The sequence below is a fragment of the Bradyrhizobium sp. WYCCWR15520 genome (assembly GCF_056174665.1).
Genome location: NZ_JBWBWM010000006.1, coordinates 169,492 through 189,635, shown reverse-complemented (window position 1 = coordinate 189,635; position 20,144 = coordinate 169,492). Strand labels below are relative to the sequence as shown.

Genomic DNA, 20,144 nt, shown 5'->3' with positions numbered 1-20,144 from the left:
GCCACAAGCGGATAGGTGGATTGCTTCGCTTCGCTCGCAATGACGGTGGAATCAGATTTCGAAGCTGGAGAGTGATATGAAGCGCTTCAATCTCTCGGGCTGGGCGGTGAGCCATCCGACCCTGATCCTGTTTTTGATGATCGTGCTGGGTGCTGCCGGTTTCTTCTCCTATGAGCGGCTCGGCCGCGCCGAGGATCCGTTCTTCACGGTCAAGGTGGTCAACGTCTCGGCGATTTGGCCGGGCGCGACCGCGCAGGAGATGCAGACCCAGGTCGCTGATCCCATCGAGAAGAAGCTGCAGGAACTGCCGTTCTTCGAGAAGGTGCAGACCTATTCGAAGCCCTCGTTCACGGCGATGCAGGTCACGTTCAAGGATTCGACCCCGCCGAAGGACGTGCCCTACCTGTTCTATCTCTTGCGCAAGAAGCTTGCCGACGTGCAGGGCCAGTTGCCCGCCGGCCTGCTCGGCCCGAACGTCAACGACGAATTCTCCGACGTCGATTCCATTCTCTATATGATGACCGGCGACGGCGCCGACTATGCGCAGTTGAAGAAGACGGCTGAGGGCATGCGCCAGCGGCTGTTGAAGGTCACGGGTGTCACCAAGGTCAATCTCTACGGCACCCAGGACGAGCGCATCTTCGTCGAGTTCTCGCATGCCAAGCTGGCGACGCTCGGCATCACGCCGCAGGCGCTGTTCGATTCGTTGGCCAAGCAGAACAACGTCACGCCAGCCGGCACGGTGGAAACCTCCTCGCAGCGCGTGCCGCTGCGCGTCACCGGCGCGCTCGACGGCGCCAAGGCGGTCGCGGAAACTCCGGTCGAAAGCAATGGCCGCGTGTTCCGGCTCGGCGATATCGCCACCGTCACCCACGGCTTCGTCGATCCGCCCACCTTCGTCGCCCGCCAAGAAGGCAAGCCCGCGATCGGCATCGGCGTGGTCACCGCCAAGGGCGCCAACATCCTCGAACTCGGCAAGGACGTCGAGAAGGCGACCAACGAATTCATGAAGGCCGTGCCGCAGGGCATCGAGGTCGAGCAGATTGCCGATCAGCCGAAGGTGGTCGAGCGCGCGGTCGGCGAGTTCGTGCATTCCTTCGTCGAGGCGCTGGCGATCGTGCTGTTCGTCTCCTTCGTCGCGCTCGGCTGGCGCACCGGTATCGTGGTCGCGATGTCGGTGCCGCTGGTGCTCGCCATCGTCTTCATCGTCATGAACGCGATGTCGATCGACCTGCACCGCATCACGCTCGGCGCGCTGATCATCGCGCTCGGCCTATTGGTCGACGACGCCATCATCGCGGTGGAGATGATGGTGGTGAAAATGGAACAGGGCTGGGACCGCGTCCGCGCGGCGTCCTTTGCCTGGGAATCAACTGCGTTTCCGATGCTCACGGGGACGCTGGTCACGGCCGCTGGCTTCCTCCCCATCGGCTTTGCCAATTCGGCGGTCGGCGAATATGCCGGCGGCATCTTCTGGATCGTGGCGATCTCGCTGGTCGCTTCCTGGTTCGTCGCGGTGATCTTCACGCCCTATATCGGCGTCAAGCTGCTGCCCAATATCGCTGTGCATCACAACCACGATCCGCATGCGATCTACGAGACGCGCATGTATCGCGGCCTGCGCGCTGTGGTGCAGTGGTGCGTCGATCACCGGATCAAAGTGGTTGCGGCCACCGTTGGCGTGTTCGCTCTTTCGATCGTCGGCTTCGGTCAGGTCCAGCAGCAGTTCTTCCCGCTCTCCGAACGGCCTGAGCTGTTCCTGCAGTTGCGCCTGCCGGAAGGCACCGCCTTCAATGTCACGGAAAAATCCGTGAAGAAGGCCGAGACGCTGCTCAAGGACGACAAGGATATCGCGACCTATACCTCCTATGTTGGTCAGGGTTCACCGCGCTTCTGGCTCGGCCTCAATCCGCAACTGCCGAACGAGGCCTTTGCCGAAATCGTGATTGTCTCGAAGGACGTCGAGGCCCGCGAGCGCATCAAGGCGCGGCTGGAGAAGGCGGTTTCCGAGGGCGAGTTGAGCGAAGCGCGCGTGCGCATCGATCGCTTCAACTTCGGCCCGCCGGTCGGCTTCCCCGTGCAGTTCCGCGTCATCGGCCCCGACGCCAATACCGTTCGCGACATCGCCTACAAGGTGCGCGACGTCATGAAGCAGAATCCCAACGTCGTGGAGCCGCAGCTCGATTGGAACGAGCAGTCGCCTTACCTCAAGCTCGTCGTCGATCAGGACCGCGCCCGCGCGCTCGGCCTCACGCCGCAGGACGTCTCGCAGGCGCTTGCCATGCTGATCTCGGGCGCGCAGGTCACGACCATCCGCGACGGCATCGAGAAGGTCGGCGTGGTCGCCCGCGCGATCCCGTCCGAACGGCTCGATCTCAAGAGCGTCGGCGACCTCACCGTGACCTCGCGCAACGGCGTCGCCGTGCCGCTGCAGCAGATCGCCAAGATCGAATATTCCCATGAGGAGCCGATCATGTGGCGGCGTAACCGCGACATGGCGATCACGGTGCGCACCGACGTCGTCGACGGTGTCCAGGCACCCGACGTCACCAACCAGATCTGGCCGAAGCTGAAGGAAATCCGCGACCATCTCGAGCCGGCCTACCGGATCGAGCCGGGCGGCGCGTTCGAGGAATCCGCCAAGGGCAATGCCTCGATCTTCGTGCTGTTTCCGCTGATGGTCATGGTGATGCTGACGCTGCTGATGATCCAGTTGCAGAGCTTCTCGCGCCTGATCCTGGTGTTCCTCACCGCGCCGCTCGGCATCGTCGGCGCTTCGCTCGGCCTCAACGTCGCCAACCAGCCGTTTGGCTTCGTGGCGCTGCTCGGGCTGATCGCGCTGGCCGGTATGATCATGCGGAACGCCGTGATCCTGGTCGATCAGATCGAGGCGGATGTTTCTCAGGGCTTGACGCGCAAGGAAGCCATCGTCGAAGCCACCGTCCGCCGTGCCCGCCCGGTGGTGCTGACCGCGCTGGCAGCGATTCTGGCCATGATTCCGCTGTCCCGCTCCGCTTTCTGGGGGCCGATGGCGATCACCATCATGGGCGGGTTGTTTGTTGCAACCTTCCTGACCTTGCTGTACCTGCCGGGTCTTTACGCCCTCTGGTTCAGGAAGAGCCTGGAGGAAAGCGGCCAGGCCGAGCAACCTGATCTTGCGGCGCAGCATGAGGCCAAGTTGCATCCGAAAGGACCACACGCGATTCCGCTTGCCGACGCCGCAGAATAATTGAACATTGAGAGCTGACATGACGCTTATTTCTGAACACGTCGAGACGGATACCCGGGAAAAGATTCTCGTGGTGGCGGAGCGTCTGTTCAGGCAGATGGGCTACCAGAAGACGACGGTCGCCGACATCGCCAAGGAACTGCGGATGAGCCCCGCCAACGTCTATCGCTTCTTCGATTCGAAGAAGTCGATCCACGAGGGCGTGGCTCGCACGCTGATGGGCGAGGTCGAGGTCGAGGCGCGGCGGATCGCAGCCCAGCCCGGTCCGGCGAAACCTCGCTTGCGCGAGTTGCTCAAGACCATCAATCGGATGAACACCGAGCGCTATGTCGGCGATTCCAAGCTGCACGAGATGGTCGAGATCGCGATGGAGGAGGATTGGGACGTCTGTGTCGTCCATATTGAATGCGTTACAGGTATCATCGGCCAGGTGATCGCACAGGGCGTGGCGTCCGGCGAGTTTGAGGCGCCCGACCTGCCGTTGGCGGCGCTCTGCACCTGCACCGGCATGGTCCGCTTTTTCCACCCGCAGATGATCGCGCAGGCCGTCAACAAGCCCAGCGCAACGATCGACCAGATGATCGATTTCCTTTTCCGGGCTCTTGAGCCGCGCAAGGCGAATTAAGCTCTTCGCCACTTGACTCCGTCGTCATTGCGAGCGAAGCGAAGCAATCCACTGGCTCCGCGCGACGCGGCCTGGATTGCTTCGTCGCTATTTCGCTCCTCGCAATGACGGAAGAGTCCCGGCGTGACGACCAAAGACCTGCACTTTTACGAGCCGAAGAACGGCCACGGCCTCAAGCACGATCCCTTCAACGCCATCATCGCCCCGCGCCCGATCGGCTGGATTTCCTCGCGCGACGGCAGCGGCAACGTCAATCTGGCGCCCTACAGCTTCTTCAACGCCTTCTGCTACGTGCCGCCGATCATCGGCTTCTCCTCGACCAATTGGAAGGACAGCGCGGGCAATATCCAGGACACCGGCGAGTTCGTCTGGAACCTCGCCACCATGGATCTGGCGAAGCAGATGAACGCGACAGCGGCGCACGTTGCCCGCGACGTCGATGAGTTCAAGATCGCAGGGCTCACGGCCGCGCCCTGCAAGCTCGTCAACGTGCCCCGAGTGGCGGAAAGCCCTGTGGCCTTCGAGTGCAAGCTGACGCAGATACTCCAGTTGCAGGGCAAGGACGGCGAGAAGGCGCAGGCCTGGGTGACGTTCGGCGAAGTCGTCGCGGTCCACATCGACAAGGCCTTCATCAAGGACGGCGTCTACCAGACCGGGCTGGCCCATCCGATCGTCCGCGCCGGCCGCCGGGGCGATTATTTCGAGATCAAGCCGGAAAACATGTTCGAGATGATCCGGCCGGATTGATCTTTCTTCTCCCTTACCCGGGTTACGCTTCGCTACACCCGGGCTACGCTTCTGAACCGACGGCTGCAGGGAACTCCGGCCCGTCGAAATCTTTATCGTCCGTATTTGGGAGATTGCCGATGATCCGCTGGTTTGCCGGGCTGTTTCTGCTCGCCTGCTTCGCCGCGCCGGCCGTTGCCGGCCCCGACGCGGCAGCTATCAACAACGCGGAATTCAAGGGCAAGCTGCCGGCCAACGGCAAGATCGATCCCGTCATCGTCAAGGCTCAGGTGCTGCTCGACCGCGCCAATTTCTCCCCGGGCGAGATCGACGGCAAGCTTGGCGAGAATGCCCAGAAAGCCCTGAAGGCGTTTGCCGAATCCAAAGGCCTGGCCGTAGGCAAGCAGCCCCTGACTTCCGAAATCTGGGCCGCTTTGCTTGCCACCGGTTCGGATCCGGTCGTCGTCGATTACAAGATCGCGGACAAGGACGTCAAAGGCCCGTTCCTGAAGAAGCTTCCTGAGAAGATGGAAGACCTGAAAGACCTCAAGTCGCTGGACTACACCAGCCCGCGGGAAGCCCTCGCCGAAAAGTTTCACATGAGCGAAGCGCTGCTCGCAGCTCTTAATCCCGGCAAGAAATTCGACGAGGCCGGACAAACGATCGCGGTGGTCAACGTCCCGGCCAAGGAGGGCAAGCCGGCCGTGACGCGTGTCGAGGTCGACAAGGCGTCTCAAACCGTCAAAGCCTTCGCGAACTCCGAACTGATCGCATTTTTTCCCGCGACCGTGGGCAGCGAGGAGAAGCCGAGCCCCGGCGGCGTCCTCAAGGTGATCTCGATCGATGCAAATCCGTATTACCGGTACAATCCGGATTACAAGTTCAAGGGAGTCAAATCCAAACGAGCCTTCAAGATCAGGCCCGGCCCCAATAATCCCGTCGGGTCGCAATGGATCGGACTTTCAGAGGAAGGATATGGCATTCACGGGACGCCCAACCCGTCTAAAGTCAGCAAGTCAGAGTCCAATGGCTGCGTGCGCCTCACCAACTGGGACGCCGACAGGCTGGCAATGCTCCTGAAGAAGGGCACCGAGGTGGCGTTCATCGAACGCGAGGCGGCCAACAGGAAGTGATTTCTCTGTCGCCACCAACCATCATTTGCAATAGCACGTGCGAATGGTGAAGATGCCGCCATGTCGTTCGCTTCCATAAGACGAAGCACTCGCAGCCTCTACGAGGGCGCGACGCCGGAGGGCGTCCGTTTTCGCTATGCGCTGCTGGTGTTCGATATCGTAACTGTCTTGTTCATCATCGCGACGTCGTTCCTGCCTTCGAATGAAATCACCGAAACGTTCGACGTTCTGTTCGGGGTCGTTATCCTTGCGGATTTTTCCGCGCGATTGCTGGTCAGCCGGCATCGGCTGCGCGAATTCACCCGCTTCTCGACCTGGACGGACATCGTCGCGATCATATCATTCCTGGCGCCGCTTGCGGGAGAAGCCGGCGGCTTTCTTCGCGTGCTCAGGACGCTGCGATTGTTGCGCGACTACCAGATGCTGGCGCGTCTGCGCGAAGACAGCAATTTCTTCCGGCGCAATGAGGAAGTCATCTTTGCGGTCACCAACCTCGCGGTATTCATCTTCGTGATGACTGCGATCGTTTACGAGACGCAGAAGTTTCGCAATCCACAGATTGCGAACTATGCGGACGCGCTGTACTTCACGGTGACCGCGCTGACGACGACCGGCTTTGGCGACATTACCCTGTCGGGAACGGCCGGCCGCATGATTACGGTCGTCATCATGATTTTCGGCGTGACCCTGTTTTTCAATCTCGCCCGCGCGCTGCTGACCCCGCACAAGGTGCGGTTTTCCTGCCCCACCTGCGGATTGCAGCGTCACGACAGCGATGCGGTCCACTGCAAGGCATGCGGCAACGTGCTCAATATTCCCGACGAAGGTTTGACGTAGCGCAGCGACCGGATCAATTGTCCGTGGCGAATGCGTCGTAAACCAGCTTCTTGAAGGCGGGCAGGATGCGGCCCCGTTCGTTCTGGGTCTGCTCCAGCATGATGTAGATCATGTTCAGGTGAGGATCGACCCCGAAATAGGTGCCGCTGCCGCTATCCCATTTGAGTTCGCCGATTGAACCCGGCGGCGGCGGTTTGGCGTTTCCCGGATCGGTGCGTACCGCAAGACCATAACCGTAGCCGAAGCCATCGCCGGGAAAGTAGAAATAATCCCGCGCAACGCCGGACGTCGGCCCGACATGGTCAGATGTCATCGCCCTGAACGCCGCTGGGCTGAGGTAGCGTTTGCCGTCGAACTCCCCGCCGTTGAGGATCATCTGGGCAAAGCGCGCATAGTCGTTCAAGGTCGAGACCAACCCGCCGCCGCCGGACTCCCATTCGGGATGGGCGCGCCGTTCAGCCTCTGAATCCTTCAGGATGGTGTCGTTCGGCAGCGGCTCCGCCATCCGGGCGTGTTCGCCGGCGCTTTCGAGAACGTATTTGGTGCTGGTCATGCCGAGCGGATCGAAGATGTGCTGCTTCTCGAATTGATAGAGCGTCTGTCCGGATACGATCTCGATGATGCGGCCGAGCACATCGGTCGAATGGCCGTAGCGCCAAAGCGTGCCGGGCTGTCTTGCCAGCGGCAACCTGGCGATGCGCTCTGCAAACACCTTGTTGTTGTACCTGCCGTCGAAAAGGCCGGAGTCCTTATACGCTTTGTCGATCAGCTTGCCGCCGATGTAGTCGTAGGTGATGCCCGAGGTATGGCGCAGCAGGTCCTCGATCGTCACCGGCCGGTCCGGCGGGACAAGTTTCAGAAAGGGCGTCCCGTCAGCCGCGGCGGACGCCACTCCAACCTTGACGTCGGCAAATGCCGGAATGAATTTTGAGGCGGAGTCGGCGAGCGAGAGCTTGCCTGCGTCGATCAGCATCATGGCCGCGACGCTGGTGATCGGCTTCGTCATCGAATGAAGCGCAAAGATCGTGTCTGATGACATCGGAGCTTTGGTCTCGACATCCTGGACGCCGAAACATTTCAGATAGTCCGGCCTGCCGTGCTGCTGGATCAATATGACGGCGCCCGGCAGCTTTCCGGTCGCGACCTCATTGTTGAAAAATTCAGTGATGCGCTCGAGCTTGTCTAGAGACGGCGCGGGGATGCTGGCCGCCTGGTTGGCCGCAGCCGTGCTGGTCCACATCGCCAACGACAAGACCGCGGCAAGGAGCCGTCCGGCGCGCGATCCCGCGGTGCAGCGCAATGTCTGTCGCATCGGCGTTTTCATTTTGTTGTCCCGCGGGGAGGATTTGCCGGAGAGTTCGACGAACCGGCGAATGACTAGCATGTCGCCCGCCTGATAGCCACGTGGGCAATTGCCCCAAGCGACGACGGAGGCTTTCTCCCGGACAGACTCTCGTTTGGACGAGGTGTTGCCATGATCGACTGCGAGCTTCATTAGGCGAGCCCGAATCCGAAGCGGCTCTCGCAACCGGACGCAGTCCGGATTAACCTCAAGTTGCCAGGCCGGATCAACGGCCGGCAAACACATTTGGGAGGACTCGATGACGCGCCATGAGGAGTGCGATTCAGAAGCCACGATCTCGCGACGAACGCTTGTCCAGGGCTTGGCGGCATGTGCAGGCGCCGCCGCCACCGGGATAGGCAGCGCATTGGCCCAGACCGGCCCCGTGGCGCCGCCGTCGACAGTCACCAGCCCGCCGCGCGATTTCAGTCCGCGCGGCGCCCCGACAACCTATTTCTGGGATCCCGACATCATTGCCGTCGACCCGTCCTTCAACGACCTCGCTCAGCCCAACACCGCGATCAAGCGTCTCCATACCGGACTGTTGTGGGCGGAAGGCCCGGCCTGGAGCTCGCAGGGGCGCTATTTGCTGTGGAGCGACATTCCCAATAACAGGCAGATGCGATGGTCGGAGGACGACGGTCACGTCAGCGTCTTCCGCACGCCGTCCAACAACAGTAACGGCAACTCGTTCGACTTCCAGGGGCGACAGCTTTCCTGCGAACATCTCACCCGGCGCGTGGTGCGCTACGAGCACGACGGCACCGCGACCGTGCTGGCCGATTCCTACAATGGCAAGAAGCTGAACTCGCCGAACGACGTCGTCGCCCATCCGGATGGCAGCTACTGGTTCACCGATCCGCCCTATGGCGGCCAGCTCTACGAGGGCGAGCCCGACGTTGCTGGAGGACCGAGCAATTCCGCCGGCAAGCTCAATCCAAGGATCGGCCAGCCAGCCGGCTTCGTGCCGGGCAAGCGCGAGCTGCCGACCAATTGCTATCGCATCGATCCGTCCGGCCGCATCGATCTCGTCGTCACCGAGGAGCAGGTGCCCGATCCCAACGGCCTCTGCTTCTCGCCCGACTATAAGAAGCTTTACGTTGCGAGCACCGGCAAGGGGCCGGGTGATACCGGTCCGGGCGGCAAGGGCGAGATGTTCGTGTTCGATGTCGGCACCGACAACAAGCTCAGCAACCACAAGCGGTTCAGCGACTTCATGGTCGATGGCGTGAAATGCGGACCGGACGGCGTGCGCTGCGACGTCAACGGCAATGTCTGGTGCTCCAGCAATGCCGGCCGCGCGGTCGGCTATAGCGGCGTCACGGTGTGGTCGCCGGATGGCAAGCTGATCGGTCGCATCCGCCTGCCCGAAGTGTGCGGCAACATCTGCTTCGGCGGACCGAAACGCAATCGCCTGTTCATGGCTGCGAGCCAGTCGCTCTACGCCGTGTACACGGCAACGCAGGGTGCCGGACCGGGCTGAGTGGTTCTTGGTTCAATTTTGCGATCGGGCACCGGCGCGAGCCGGAGGCCCGATCGTTCGAAGCGATTGCTCGCAACGGCGGGGTGGAGCAGCTGCCGCGGGGTTGTCTCGCTAGTCGATCCACGGCGATTCATTAGGATTTGTCACAAATAGGCAACTGGCAGCCAACCGTTCGGGCAAAAGCTGGGCGCCCTTAAACCTCGCTTTGATGACGCGCGATGCACCTTCCCTCCAAAGAAGGGGAAGGCTCGTATACCAATGCCCATATTCAAATATTTTACCGTCGTCGGATCGACGCTGCTCGTATTCCTGTTTGTTTCGAACGCTTACCTCACTGACAACGAAAGCAATTTGCGGTTCGACGGATCGCTCTATGGCAGCGCCCTTTATGCGCCGCGCGTCGAAGAGACCCGGACGACGGCGGAGCTTCGCTTTACCCGCGACGTGACGCCGGCCGTTCGCGTTAGGGAAGTGTTTGCCGTGTTCGTCCCCAACGAACGACAACGCCACAAGCGCGACTCGTAAGAAGTTCGCCCGCTGGTCGGGCCGGCGCCGCCGCAGGACCATCCTGCAACGTCCGTCTTCAACCGCCGGATAATGCAAGTCGTGCTGGAACGGGTCCGGGACATCAGCCGTTATCTCCCGGTTTATCAATTTCGCTTCATTCCGGGCGCTAACGGCCCCGAATTCCGAGCTTTTCAGCTAGAATGAACTGCGTTTGGCCAGGTGAGGCGCGGTGTCGCGCCCCGATCATGAGGAGGTCGCCATGAGCTTCCGCCGCGATTTCATCAGCAAGCCGATCTTCGCTTTCGCGCGCGGCGCCATGCCCGCGATGTCCGATACCGAACGCGAGGCGCTGGAGGCGGGCGATGTCTGGTGGGATGCCGACCTCTTCACCGGCAATCCCGACTGGTCGAAATTGCTGGCTGTTGCGCCGGCCACTTTGACTGATGAAGAAAAAGCCTTCCTCAACGGCCCGGTCGACGAGCTCTGCGCCATGCTCGACGAGTGGAAAATCAATTGGGAATGGCGCGATCTGCCGCCGGCGGCGTGGGCCTTCATCAAGCGCCACAAATTCTTCGGCATGATCATTCCGAAAGAATTTGGTGGACTCGGCTTCTCGCCCTATGCGCATTCGGAAGTGGTGCGCAAGCTCTCCTCGCGATCACTGACCGCAGCGGTCACCGTAATGGTGCCGAACTCGCTTGGACCCGGCGAACTATTGATGCGCTTCGGCACCACGGAGCAGCAGCAGCGATGGCTGCCGCGCCTTGCCGAAGGCACCGACATTCCCTGCTTCGGGCTGACCAGCCCGGAAGCCGGCTCCGATGCGGCCTCGATGGTCGACACCGGCATCATCTGCAAAGGCAATTTCGAGGGGCGTGAAGTGCTGGGCCTGCGGCTCAACTGGCACAAGCGCTACATCACGCTCGGTCCCGTCGCGACGCTGCTCGGTCTCGCCTTCAAGGCCTATGACCCCGATCATCTCGTAGGCACCGAGGAAGAACTCGGCATTACCGTCGCGCTGATCCCGACCGATCTGCCCGGCGTCGACATTGGCCGCCGCCATCTGCCGGCGATGCAGGTGTTCCAGAACGGCCCAAACTGGGGCCGCGATGTCTTCATTCCCATGGACTACATCATCGGCGGGCAGGAGCGCCTCGGGCAGGGCTGGAAGATGCTGATGACGGCGCTCGCCGCCGGCCGCGGCATCTCGCTGCCGTCGCTGTCGGCGGCGGGCGCGGCCTATGCGGCGCGCACCACCGGCGCCTATGCCCGCATCCGCGAGCAGTTCGGCATTTCCATCGGCAAGTTCGAAGGCATCGAGGAGCCGCTTGCCCGCATCGCCGGCACCGCCTACCTGCTCGACGCGGCACGCCGGCTGACCTGCGCCGCGCTCAACCAGGGGCATCATCCCGCGGTCATTTCCGGCATCATGAAGCTGCATGCCACCGATCGGATGCGGATCGTGATCGACGACGCCATGGACATCCATGGCGGCAAGGCCGTCATCGACGGACCGCAGAACTATATGGGCAGCCTCTATCGTGCGGTGCCGGTCGGCATCACCGTCGAGGGCGCCAATATCCTCACGCGAAATCTCATCGTGTTTGGCCAAGGCGCGATCCGCGCACATCCATTCCTGCTCGACGAAATGAATGCACTGGGTGAAGCCGACCGTGCCAGGGGCCTGGAAGCCTTCGACAAGGCGTTCTGGAGCCATGTCGGCCACAGCTTCAAGACCATGTTCCGCGCCTGGGGCCGGAGCTGGACCGGCGGCCTATTTGCTCCGGCACCCGATGCCGGCGAGGCGACGCGGTTCTATCGTCAGCTCTCGCGCTATTCGTCGGCGTTCGCGCTGTGCGCCGACATGGCGCTGTTGACGCTGGGCGGCGCGCTCAAGCGCAAGGAAATGCTCTCGGCCCGGTTCGGCGATATCCTCTCCGAACTCTATCTGCTGTCGGCCGCGCTCAAGCGCTGGCAGGACGAGGGACGCCAGCAGACCGATTTCGCCGCACTCGAATGGTGCATGGCGAGCGGCTTCCGCACCATCGAAAACCGCTTCGCCGAAATCCTCGCCAACCTGCCGAACCGGTTCGTCGCTGTGATCCTGAAATTCCTGATCCAGCCGTTCGGCGCAAAGGTGACCGGGCCGTCCGACCGTGTCGTGCATGAATGTGCGCAGCTCGTGCTGGAGCCGTCGGCAGCACGCGACCGGCTCACCGCCGACCTGTCAGCCGTCGATGATGACGGCGGTATCGCGCGGCTGGAAAAGGCGTTCCGTCTGGTCACGGCGGTGGAGGACGTCGCAAAGCAGATGCGCGCGGCGCGCCTGCATGACTGGAAGGAGGCGGTGAAGAAGGGCGTCATCACCCAGGCGCAGGGCGAGAAGCTGGCCGCCGCGCATGAGGCGGTTGCCAAAGTGATCGAGGTTGATGATTTCGCACCTGAGGCATTGTCGCCGATTTACAGGAAGGGCGCCGACGTGCATCAGTTCTTCCAGGAACTGGGTGAACAGAGGGCGGCAAGCTGATGGCGCGACCGGTTTTTATCGTCGACGGCAGCCGGACGCCGTTCCTGAAAGCGCGCTCCGGCCCCGGGCCGTTCACCCCGGTCGATCTCGCAGTGCAGTGCGGCCGGCCGCTGCTGGCGCGGCAGCCGTTTGCGCCTGACGCCTTCGACCAGGTCATCCTCGGCTGTGTCAATGTCATTGCCGACGAGATGAATCCCGCGCGCGTCGCTGCGCTGCGGCTCGGCATGGGCGAGCGGATGGTTGCCTTCACCGTGCAGATCAATTGCGGCTCCGGCATGCAGTCGATCGATACCGCTTACCGCTACATCCGCGAGGGCGTCTCGGACCTCATTCTTGCGGGCGGCGCGGAAGCGCTGAGCCACGCCCCGCTGGTCTGGCCGCAACAGGGCGTGCGCTGGTTCGCAGGCCTTGCCGGCGCCAAGGGCATCGGCGCCAAGATCATGGCCGCGCTCAAGGTGAGGCCGAGCTATTTCAAGCCGATCATCGGGCTTGAGCGTGGGCTGACCGACCCTATCACCGAACTGAATATGGGCCAGACCGCCGAAGTGGTCGGGCATCTGTTCGGCGTGACCCGCGCGCAGTCGGACGCCTATGCCGCCGAAAGCCACCGGCGGCTGGCGAAGGCGCAATCGGAAGGCTGGCTCAAGGGCGAGGTCGAAACCGCATTTGTGCGCGATGGCAAGTTCTACGATCATGACGATGGCGTGCGGCCGGACTCGACGCCGGAATCGCTGGCAAAGCTGAGGCCGGTGTTCGAACGTCCCTGGGGCAAGGTCACCGCCGGCAATTCCTCGCAAATCACCGACGGCGCCTCCTGGGTGATCGTTGCGTCCGAAGAGGCGGTGGCGAAACACGGACTGGTGCCGAAGGCGGTTATTCTCGACAGCCATTGGTCGGCGCTCGATCCCGGCATCATGGGCCTCGGTCCTGTATTGTCGGCGACGGAGCTGTTGAAGCGCAACGAGCTGACGCTTTCCGATATCGAGACCTGGGAATTGAACGAGGCGTTTGCGACGCAGGTGCTGGGCTGTCTTGCTGCCTGGAACGACGAGAAGTTCTGCAAGGAGATTCTGGGCCTCGACGGCGCGGCGGGCGAACTCGACCAGACCAGACTGAACGTCGATGGCGGCGCGATCAGCCTCGGCCACCCCGTGGGCTGCAGCGGCAACCGCATCGTGCTGCATCTCGTCAATGCCATGAAACGGTTGGGAACCAGGCGCGGCATCGCCACCGAATGTATCGGCGGCGGGCAGGGCGGCGCGATGCTGATAGAGACGGTGTGAGCATGGATAGCCAGATCATGAATGTTCTCGGCGATCGCGTGCTCGAACTCGGGCCTACGCCAAGCGCCGACAGCGCGTACAGGAATTTCAAGCTGACGCGCGATGCCGATGGCGTCGCTTGGCTGTTGTTCGATCGCGAGGGCACCAGCGCCAATACGCTGTCGGCTAACCTGCTCGAAGAGTTGGACAAGATCTTGTCCGAGCTGGAAAGCCAGCGTCCCACAGGTCTCGTCATCCGCTCCGCCAAGACATCCGGCTTCATCGCCGGCGCCGACGTCAACGCGTTTCGCGGCGCAACCGACGTAACCGCAGTCGAGACCGAGATCGGCCGCGCGCATGCGGTGATCGACCGCCTCGAAACCTTGCGGGTTCCGAGCGTGGCCGTGATCCACGGCTTCTGCCTCGGCGGCGGCTTGGAGGTGGCATTGGCTTGCCAGATGCGGATTGCGATCGAGGACGCGCGGTTCGGTTTCCCCGAGGTGATGCTCGGCCTGCATCCCGGCCTCGGCGGCACTGTGCGCTTCACCCAGCTCGTCAATCCGATGCAGGCGATGCCGCTGATGCTGACCGGCAAGACCATCGATGCGCGCCGGGCAAAGTCGCTCGGGCTGGTCGACGCCGTGACGCAGGAGCGGCATGTTCGCAATGCGGTGAAGGACGCCGTGTCCGGCCGCCTGAAGCGCGCACAGCCGGGCCCGCTCAACACTATTCTGAGCCTCGGCCCCGTCAGGGGATTCCTCGCCGGACGGATGCGCCGCGAGGCCGCCAAGGCTGCGCCGGAAGCGAATTATCCCGCGCCTTATGCGCTGATCGATCTCTGGGAGAAGCACGGCGGCGACCGGCGGGCGATGCTGAGCGCGGAGAAGACGTCGTTCGCCAGATTGATGGTGACGCCGACCGCGCAGAACTTGATCCGCGTATTCTTCCTGCGCGAGCAGATGAAGAAGCTTGCCGGCAGCGGCAACAAGATCGAGCAAGTTCACGTCATCGGCGCCGGTGCCATGGGCGGCGACATCGCCGCCTGGTGCGCCGGGCAGGATTTGCGGGTGACGCTAGCCGACATGAAGCCGGAACCGATCGCGGGCGCGATCAAGCGCGCCGCCGATCTCTACGGCAAGATCCTGCGCAAGCGCACGGCCGTGCGCGATGCACTGGACCGGCTGATGCCGGACATGCAGGCCGAAGGCGTGCGGAACGCCGATCTCATCATCGAGGCGGTGCCGGAAAAGCTTGAATTGAAGCAGAAGGTCTACGCCGGCCTTGAGCCGAAGATGAAGCCGGGCGCGATTCTCGCCACCAACACCTCGAGCATCCCGCTACAGGACCTGCGCACCACGCTGCAAAAGCCCGAGCGGCTGCTGGGCCTGCACTTCTTCAATCCGGTCTCGCGGCTGCAGCTCGTCGAAGTCGTCAGCCATGACGGCACTGACGCGCAACTCTTGAAGGAGGCGCTGGCCTTTGTCGGCGCCATCGATCGCCTGCCGCTGCCGGTGAAGTCTTCGCCCGGTTTCCTCGTCAACCGCGCGCTGACGCCCTACATGCTGGAAGCGATGGTGATGCTGGACGAAAAGATCGACAAGACGGTCATCGACGCCGCCGCCAAGAAGTTCGGGATGCCGATGGGGCCGATCGAACTTGCCGATCAGGTCGGCCTCGACATCTGCCTCGATGTCGGCGACATGCTGCGCTCGAAATTCGGCGACATGCTGCCGCCGACGCCGGCCTGGCTGCGCGAAAAGGTCGCCAAGGGCGAACTCGGCCGCAAGACCGGCAAGGGCTTTTACACCTGGAAGGACGGCAAGGCCGACACCGGCGGCATGTCCGTGATCTCGGAGCCGTCGGCGGAAATGATCGATAGGCTGATCCTGCCGATGTCGAATGTCTGCGTCGCCTGCCTGCGCGAGGGCATCGTCGACAACGCCGACGTCGTCGACGGCGCGGTCATCTTCGGCACCGGCTACGCGCCGTTCCGCGGCGGTCCCTTGAACTATGCGCGAACCCGGGGCGTGGAGAACGTGGTCTCGACGCTGGAAGCGCTGACCGACAAATTCGGCGGCCGGTTTACGCCCGATGCCGGCTGGGAGACGTTCAAGTGACGGAGGCGCATGTGCACGCGCCGCCCAACACCGAAACCGAGCCGCGCGGCGAGCTCTGCATCCGCACGCTGGCGATGCCGGCCGACACGAACGCCAATGGCGACATTTTTGGCGGCTGGCTGCTCAGCCAGATGGATATTGGCGGCGGCGTAGCTGCTTCCAAAATCGCCAAATCCCGCACCGTGACGGTGGCGATCGAGGCGATGAATTTTCGCAAAGCCGTCTATGTCGGCGATCTCGTTTCGGTCTACGCCAATCTGGTGCGGGTCGGGCGCACCTCGCTCACGATCCATCTCGAAGCGTGGGTCGTGCGCCGCAAGGAATTGCAACAGATCCTGGTGACCGACGGCAATTTCACTTACGTCTCGATCGACGACAACGGCCGTCCGCAGCCGGTTGGAGCGGACGGCGTGATTAAGACCTAAAATCTTACGGGCAGGGACGCTCGTAGCCGTCGCGGCCGATGAACGTGCCACGGCGCGGATCGTAGGTCGATGAGCGCATGCAGCGCGGCGTGTCGTCGTAATAGCGGGGCGGCGGCGGTGCGTATTGTGCCTGGACGCCGCAATAGCGCGGCGAAACTGCCTGCCAGCCGCCGGGCTGCTCCACATAGCAGCCGCCCTGATACCAGCGATAACCGCCGGGCCGTGGCTCGCCCTGGGCGCCGATTGCGGCCCCCGTCGAGGCACCCACGATCGCGCCGACCGCTGCGCCTCGGCCACCGCCGAGCGCGCCGCCGACGATCGCGCCCGCGGCGCCGCCGAACAGTGCGCCGCCGAGCGTGCTTTCCTGCGCCGCCGCCTCCTGGAGCGGCGCGTAAACCGCCAGAGCGACCAGCATCGAGAGCGCGAATTTCGGCATCATGTCAGTTCTCCGGCCATTTGGGCGATTCGCCAGTGTATTCCACGCCCAGCTTTGACATAAACCGGCCTCACGACGCAACGACGAAGCGGGAACAATCTGCCCTGCAACCCGTTGTAAGCCCGGAAGAAATCAGAGGCTGGGTCATGTCGGACACCTATATTATCGAAGTCGGTTCGCAGCCGGCGGGGATCATCGTGCGCGCGCCGGAAGGCTATCGGTTCTTTGCCGCCTCGCACCGCTTCAACCAGTTGGAAGGTCAGATTTTTCGCAACGCGCGGGAGGCCGAGCGCGCGGCCTGCCGTCTCGCCAGTGGGATGATGCTGGCGGCTTAGCCGCCAGCGCCGGTCGTGTGCAGGTCAGAGTTTGGTGGCCGCCCGCGATAGCAGTTTCCAGTCGTTGCCCTGCTTCTGCCAGTTCATCAGGATGTGCAGGTTCTGCGGCGTCTTCTTGCCGTCGGTGAACTCCTGCTCGCCGACGAAGTTGAAGCGCACGATGGCGGTCGGGCCGACGACGCGGATCGTGGGATCCTTGTATTCGAGCGACGTCCATTTGTAGTTGGCCTTGGCGACGCCGTCGAGAAGCGCCGCCTTGGTGTCGACCTTGGCGTTCGAGTGGCTGTAGCTAAGTTCTTCGGCGCAGAGTGAGGCGATCCCTTCGGCATTGCCAGCGGCCTGTGCCGCACGGAAGGCTTCGACGTTCTTCGCAATGGCATCCTCGTCCGCACCGGCAAACGCGGGGACGGCGCTCATGAGCCCAAGTGTCAGCCCAAGCGCGAGTACGGGCAGGGCGAGCTGACGCCGATCGATCTTCATGGTTTCCTCCATTTTTGAGTTGTGCGGCACTCTTTCAGCCATCTGTCGTTTTGTCGAGCGCCGCGTACTACTTCGCTTGCCTTAACCAGTTTCCCTGTTTCGGCCCGTCGGCTGCCCGTGCGGCCGATCTCCCTCGTTGACCGCGACGCCAATCAGCCGCACCATGACGGCAACTTTGTGCCCCAAACTGTCCTCGTGCCCCAAAGTATCTCAAGGGTGCCGCCATGGCCGGACTGTCCCACCGCCAGACTGAGATCCTGAACATCGCCCGCGCCTTTGGCCGGGTGATGGTGGAAGACCTCGCCAAGCGCTTCGAGGTCTCGGCGCAGACCATCCGCAAGGACCTCAACGACCTCTGCGACCAGCGCTCGCTGACCCGTATCCACGGCGGCGCGATCATCGCCTCCGGCGTCGAAAACCTCGCCTATGAGGCGCGGCGGTTCGTGGCAGCGGAGGAGAAGCGGGCGATCGGCATCGCCGCGGCGTCGCGGATTCCGAACGGCTGCTCGCTGTTCATCAACATCGGCACCACGACCGAAGAAGTCGCAAGCGCGCTGACCTCGCATGAGGACCTGCTTGTCATCACCAACAACCTCAATGTCGCGATGCTGCTCTACCGGCACCCGCGCATCGAGGTGATCGTGGCGGGCGGTGCGGTGCGCCGCGCCGACGGCGCGGTGATCGGCTCGACCGCGATCAGCCTGATCGGCCAGTTCAAGGTCGATTACGCCATCATCGGCGCCTCCGCGATCGACGAGGAGGGCGCGCTCTTGGACTTCGACTATCGCGAGGTGCAGGCGGCGCAGGCCATCATCGCGAACGCCCGCAGCGTCATGCTGGTCGCGGACTCGACAAAACTCCGCCGCAGCGCGCCGGTGCGCATCGCCCATCTCAGTCAGATCCAGACTTTTGTGACCGACGCGCCGTTGCCGGCAGGACTTGCCAACATCTGCCACCATCGCGGCATCGAGGTGATCGAGGCGATGGAGAAGCCGGCGGCGGATATCGATGAGCCGGGCGAGCCGATTCCTCCTGCCGCCGCCGTGCGACTGCGATAGCGCTTCGGCCCTATCGCGTCGCGGAACGCCATCGCCGCTGCTTTTCGCGATTTCCGCAGCCTTGCATGCTGCACCATTGCCGGCGCCGGCCCTTGCTTGTGTCGAGGTAATAGACGTCGCAGTCTGAGGCGCTGCATTTGCGAATTCTTTTGCGATCTTCGTCCACGAGTAGACATTCGATAGCGAGCGAACAGGCATGCAGGGGAATTTCGCGCGTCAGCGCAGGAGACCAGCGGCGATTGGCCAATCCGAGCGAGGGCGAGGAGACCAGGGTCTGGGCCGCATGGGCCGCCCGGATCGCGGCGGATAGCGCGTCGAGATCGCCCTGCCGTGCGGGCCGGCCTGAATTTGCAGCAGCCAGCACATCATGAAGATGCTCGCGAAGCTTGCGCGCGCGTTTCACGATGTGCGAACCGGAGCGGCTATCGAGCCGTTGCAGACGTGCTGCGGTCCGACGATCGAGCAGTCCCGCCAGCGCCGTGAAGCGTGTCAGGTCATGATACGTGGCCAGGTTCTCGATCGGCGTGGGCGAGGGCCGCTCATCCAGGGTGTTCACGAGGTCCAGAGCCGGATGCCCACCGCTCCATTCGAACGGATTGGCGCGTTCTGCTTGCCTCACGTCGTGCTCCATCGTAACCTGTAAAATATATCAAAAGGGTTACGCGCCGTCCATTCCCACCGGGAGGCCATGATGACGGATTTTGCCGTCGCTGGACGTACCACCGCGGAATACATCCGCGGCGCACTCTACGGTCTCGCCGCCGTCAGCATCTGGTCCGGATGGATCGTGGTGGCGCGCCTGGGCCTCAAGACCAGCCTCACGCCGTGGGACATCGCTGCGCTTCGTTTCGGCGTGGCCGGTTTGCTGCTGCTGCCGTACGTCGTGAGCAAGGGCCTTGCTCTTAAGCGTCTCGGCTGGATGGGGCTGGCGGCGATCGTGCTCGGTGGCGGCGCCCCCGTCCTGTTCGCGAACGTAGGCCTGCTGTTCGTGCCAGCTGCGCATGCCGGCGCGCTGTTTCCCGGGGTGATGCCGCTGGCGGTCGCGCTGCTTGCCGCGGCGATCCTGCAAGAGCCGTTCACGGCTGCGAAAAAGATCGGCTTCGTGCTGATCCTGCTCGGCGTCTTCGGCATCGCTTGGGATACCGGCAGCGCGAGCGGGTCCGGGCAGGCGATCGGGCACGCGCTGTTTCTCGGGGCCGCCGTGGCGTGGGCCTGCTACACCGTCGCGATGCGTCACGCGCGGCTTGATGGGCTGCACGCGGCGGGGATCGCCGCCGTCGGCGCCTTGTTTCTCTACATGCCCGCTTATTTGTTCGTGGAGGGTGCGAGTTTCGCAAAAGTCTCATGGAGCGATCTGGCGCTTCAAGCGTTCGTGCAGGGGCTTCTGACCGCAATCGTATCCCTCGTCTTCTACGGGCGCGCCGTCAGCATCCTCGGCGCTTCGAGCGGGGCGGCGTTTGCCGCTCTGTCCCCGGCGATGACAGCTGTCATGGCAATCCCGATTCTCAGCGAGTGGCCGACGGCGACGGACTGGATTGCGATCGCCGGGATTTCCGTAGGCGTCTACATCGTGAGCGGAGGTCCGCTGCCACAGCAGCGGACCTGACCGCGTCGATCAATCA

At 63.1% G+C, this 20,144-nt stretch carries 17 protein-coding genes and 1 pseudogene; 14 read left to right on the top strand and 4 right to left on the bottom strand.

Going from position 1 to position 20,144, the window contains the following annotated elements:
* Positions 1-76: 76 nt before the first annotated feature.
* The 5 genes from AC0QUY_RS09065 to AC0QUY_RS09045 all read left to right on the top strand — a co-directional run bounded on the left by AC0QUY_RS09065 (position 77) and on the right by AC0QUY_RS09045 (position 6,550).
* Positions 77-3,229 (top strand): efflux RND transporter permease subunit, encoded by a 3,153-nt coding sequence (locus AC0QUY_RS09065; RefSeq protein ID WP_161849535.1) that lies wholly within the window; start codon positions 77-79, stop codon positions 3,227-3,229.
* Positions 3,230-3,248: 19 nt separating this feature from the next.
* Positions 3,249-3,854 (top strand): TetR/AcrR family transcriptional regulator, encoded by a 606-nt coding sequence (locus AC0QUY_RS09060; protein ID WP_475386581.1) that lies wholly within the window; start codon positions 3,249-3,251, stop codon positions 3,852-3,854.
* A gap of 123 nt (positions 3,855-3,977) precedes the next feature.
* On the top strand, positions 3,978-4,601 hold the full coding sequence (locus tag AC0QUY_RS09055) for a flavin reductase family protein (protein ID WP_475386580.1): 624 nt from the start codon (positions 3,978-3,980) through the stop codon (positions 4,599-4,601).
* Between the two features lie 119 nt (positions 4,602-4,720).
* On the top strand, positions 4,721-5,713 hold the full coding sequence (locus AC0QUY_RS09050; protein WP_475386579.1) for a L,D-transpeptidase family protein: 993 nt from the start codon (positions 4,721-4,723) through the stop codon (positions 5,711-5,713).
* 60 nt (positions 5,714-5,773) lie between these two features.
* Positions 5,774-6,550 carry a potassium channel family protein gene (locus AC0QUY_RS09045; protein ID WP_475386578.1) on the top strand — a complete coding sequence of 259 codons (777 nt, stop codon included), beginning with the start codon at positions 5,774-5,776 and terminating at the stop codon, positions 6,548-6,550.
* Between the two features lie 13 nt (positions 6,551-6,563).
* On the opposite strand, the gene AC0QUY_RS09040 is transcribed toward AC0QUY_RS09045, so the two are convergent.
* Positions 6,564-7,790, bottom strand: a complete 1,227-nt coding sequence (locus AC0QUY_RS09040; RefSeq protein ID WP_475386645.1) for a serine hydrolase domain-containing protein — start codon at positions 7,788-7,790, stop codon at positions 6,564-6,566.
* Positions 7,791-8,151: 361 nt separating this feature from the next.
* On the opposite strand from AC0QUY_RS09040, the gene AC0QUY_RS09035 reads away from it, so the two are divergent.
* The 6 genes from AC0QUY_RS09035 to AC0QUY_RS09010 all read left to right on the top strand — a co-directional run bounded on the left by AC0QUY_RS09035 (position 8,152) and on the right by AC0QUY_RS09010 (position 16,213).
* Positions 8,152-9,375, top strand: coding sequence for an SMP-30/gluconolactonase/LRE family protein (locus tag AC0QUY_RS09035; protein WP_475386577.1), 1,224 nt, complete (start codon positions 8,152-8,154; stop codon positions 9,373-9,375).
* Positions 9,376-9,633: 258 nt separating this feature from the next.
* The gene (locus AC0QUY_RS09030; protein WP_475386576.1) at positions 9,634-9,900 is read left to right on the top strand and encodes a hypothetical protein; all 267 of its coding nucleotides are present in this window, start codon (positions 9,634-9,636) and stop codon (positions 9,898-9,900) included.
* Positions 9,901-10,141: 241 nt separating this feature from the next.
* Positions 10,142-12,409, top strand: a complete 2,268-nt coding sequence (locus AC0QUY_RS09025) for an acyl-CoA dehydrogenase (protein ID WP_475386575.1) — start codon at positions 10,142-10,144, stop codon at positions 12,407-12,409.
* The gene (locus tag AC0QUY_RS09020; RefSeq protein WP_475386574.1) at positions 12,409-13,692 is read left to right on the top strand and encodes an acetyl-CoA C-acetyltransferase; all 1,284 of its coding nucleotides are present in this window, start codon (positions 12,409-12,411) and stop codon (positions 13,690-13,692) included. Before AC0QUY_RS09025 ends, AC0QUY_RS09020 begins: the two co-directional genes overlap by 1 nt.
* Positions 13,693-13,694: 2 nt before the next feature.
* Positions 13,695-15,788 (top strand): 3-hydroxyacyl-CoA dehydrogenase NAD-binding domain-containing protein, encoded by a 2,094-nt coding sequence (locus AC0QUY_RS09015; protein ID WP_475386573.1) that lies wholly within the window; start codon positions 13,695-13,697, stop codon positions 15,786-15,788.
* Positions 15,785-16,213: an acyl-CoA thioesterase gene (locus AC0QUY_RS09010; RefSeq protein WP_475386572.1), complete on the top strand. Its 429-nt coding sequence runs from the start codon at positions 15,785-15,787 to the stop codon at positions 16,211-16,213. The genes AC0QUY_RS09015 and AC0QUY_RS09010 overlap by 4 nt, the downstream gene beginning before the upstream one ends.
* A gap of 139 nt (positions 16,214-16,352) precedes the next feature.
* Here the strand turns inward: AC0QUY_RS09010 and AC0QUY_RS09005 are convergent.
* A pseudogene (locus AC0QUY_RS09005) lies at positions 16,353-16,652 on the bottom strand (glycine zipper domain-containing protein); the annotation flags it as partial.
* A gap of 143 nt (positions 16,653-16,795) precedes the next feature.
* On the opposite strand from AC0QUY_RS09005, the gene AC0QUY_RS09000 reads away from it, so the two are divergent.
* Positions 16,796-16,984, top strand: coding sequence for a hypothetical protein (locus AC0QUY_RS09000; protein WP_161849524.1), 189 nt, complete (start codon positions 16,796-16,798; stop codon positions 16,982-16,984).
* 24 nt (positions 16,985-17,008) lie between these two features.
* Here AC0QUY_RS09000 and AC0QUY_RS08995 read toward each other — a convergent pair whose 3' ends face one another.
* Entirely contained in the window at positions 17,009-17,464 is a 456-nt protein-coding gene (locus tag AC0QUY_RS08995; protein WP_475386571.1) for a nuclear transport factor 2 family protein, read from the bottom strand.
* A 224-nt stretch (positions 17,465-17,688) separates the two neighbouring features.
* Here AC0QUY_RS08995 and AC0QUY_RS08990 point away from each other — a divergent pair, with 224 nt between their 5' ends.
* A complete protein-coding gene (locus AC0QUY_RS08990; RefSeq protein ID WP_475386570.1) occupies positions 17,689-18,522 on the top strand; it encodes a DeoR/GlpR family DNA-binding transcription regulator in 834 nt (277 codons plus the stop codon).
* A 10-nt stretch (positions 18,523-18,532) separates the two neighbouring features.
* Here the strand turns inward: AC0QUY_RS08990 and AC0QUY_RS08985 are convergent, their stop codons facing one another.
* Positions 18,533-19,141: a CGNR zinc finger domain-containing protein gene (locus tag AC0QUY_RS08985; protein WP_475386569.1), complete on the bottom strand. Its 609-nt coding sequence runs from the start codon at positions 19,139-19,141 to the stop codon at positions 18,533-18,535.
* A 72-nt stretch (positions 19,142-19,213) separates the two neighbouring features.
* On the opposite strand from AC0QUY_RS08985, the gene AC0QUY_RS08980 reads away from it, so the two are divergent.
* On the top strand, positions 19,214-20,128 hold the full coding sequence (locus tag AC0QUY_RS08980; protein ID WP_475386568.1) for a DMT family transporter: 915 nt from the start codon (positions 19,214-19,216) through the stop codon (positions 20,126-20,128).
* Positions 20,129-20,144 lie beyond the last annotated feature (16 nt).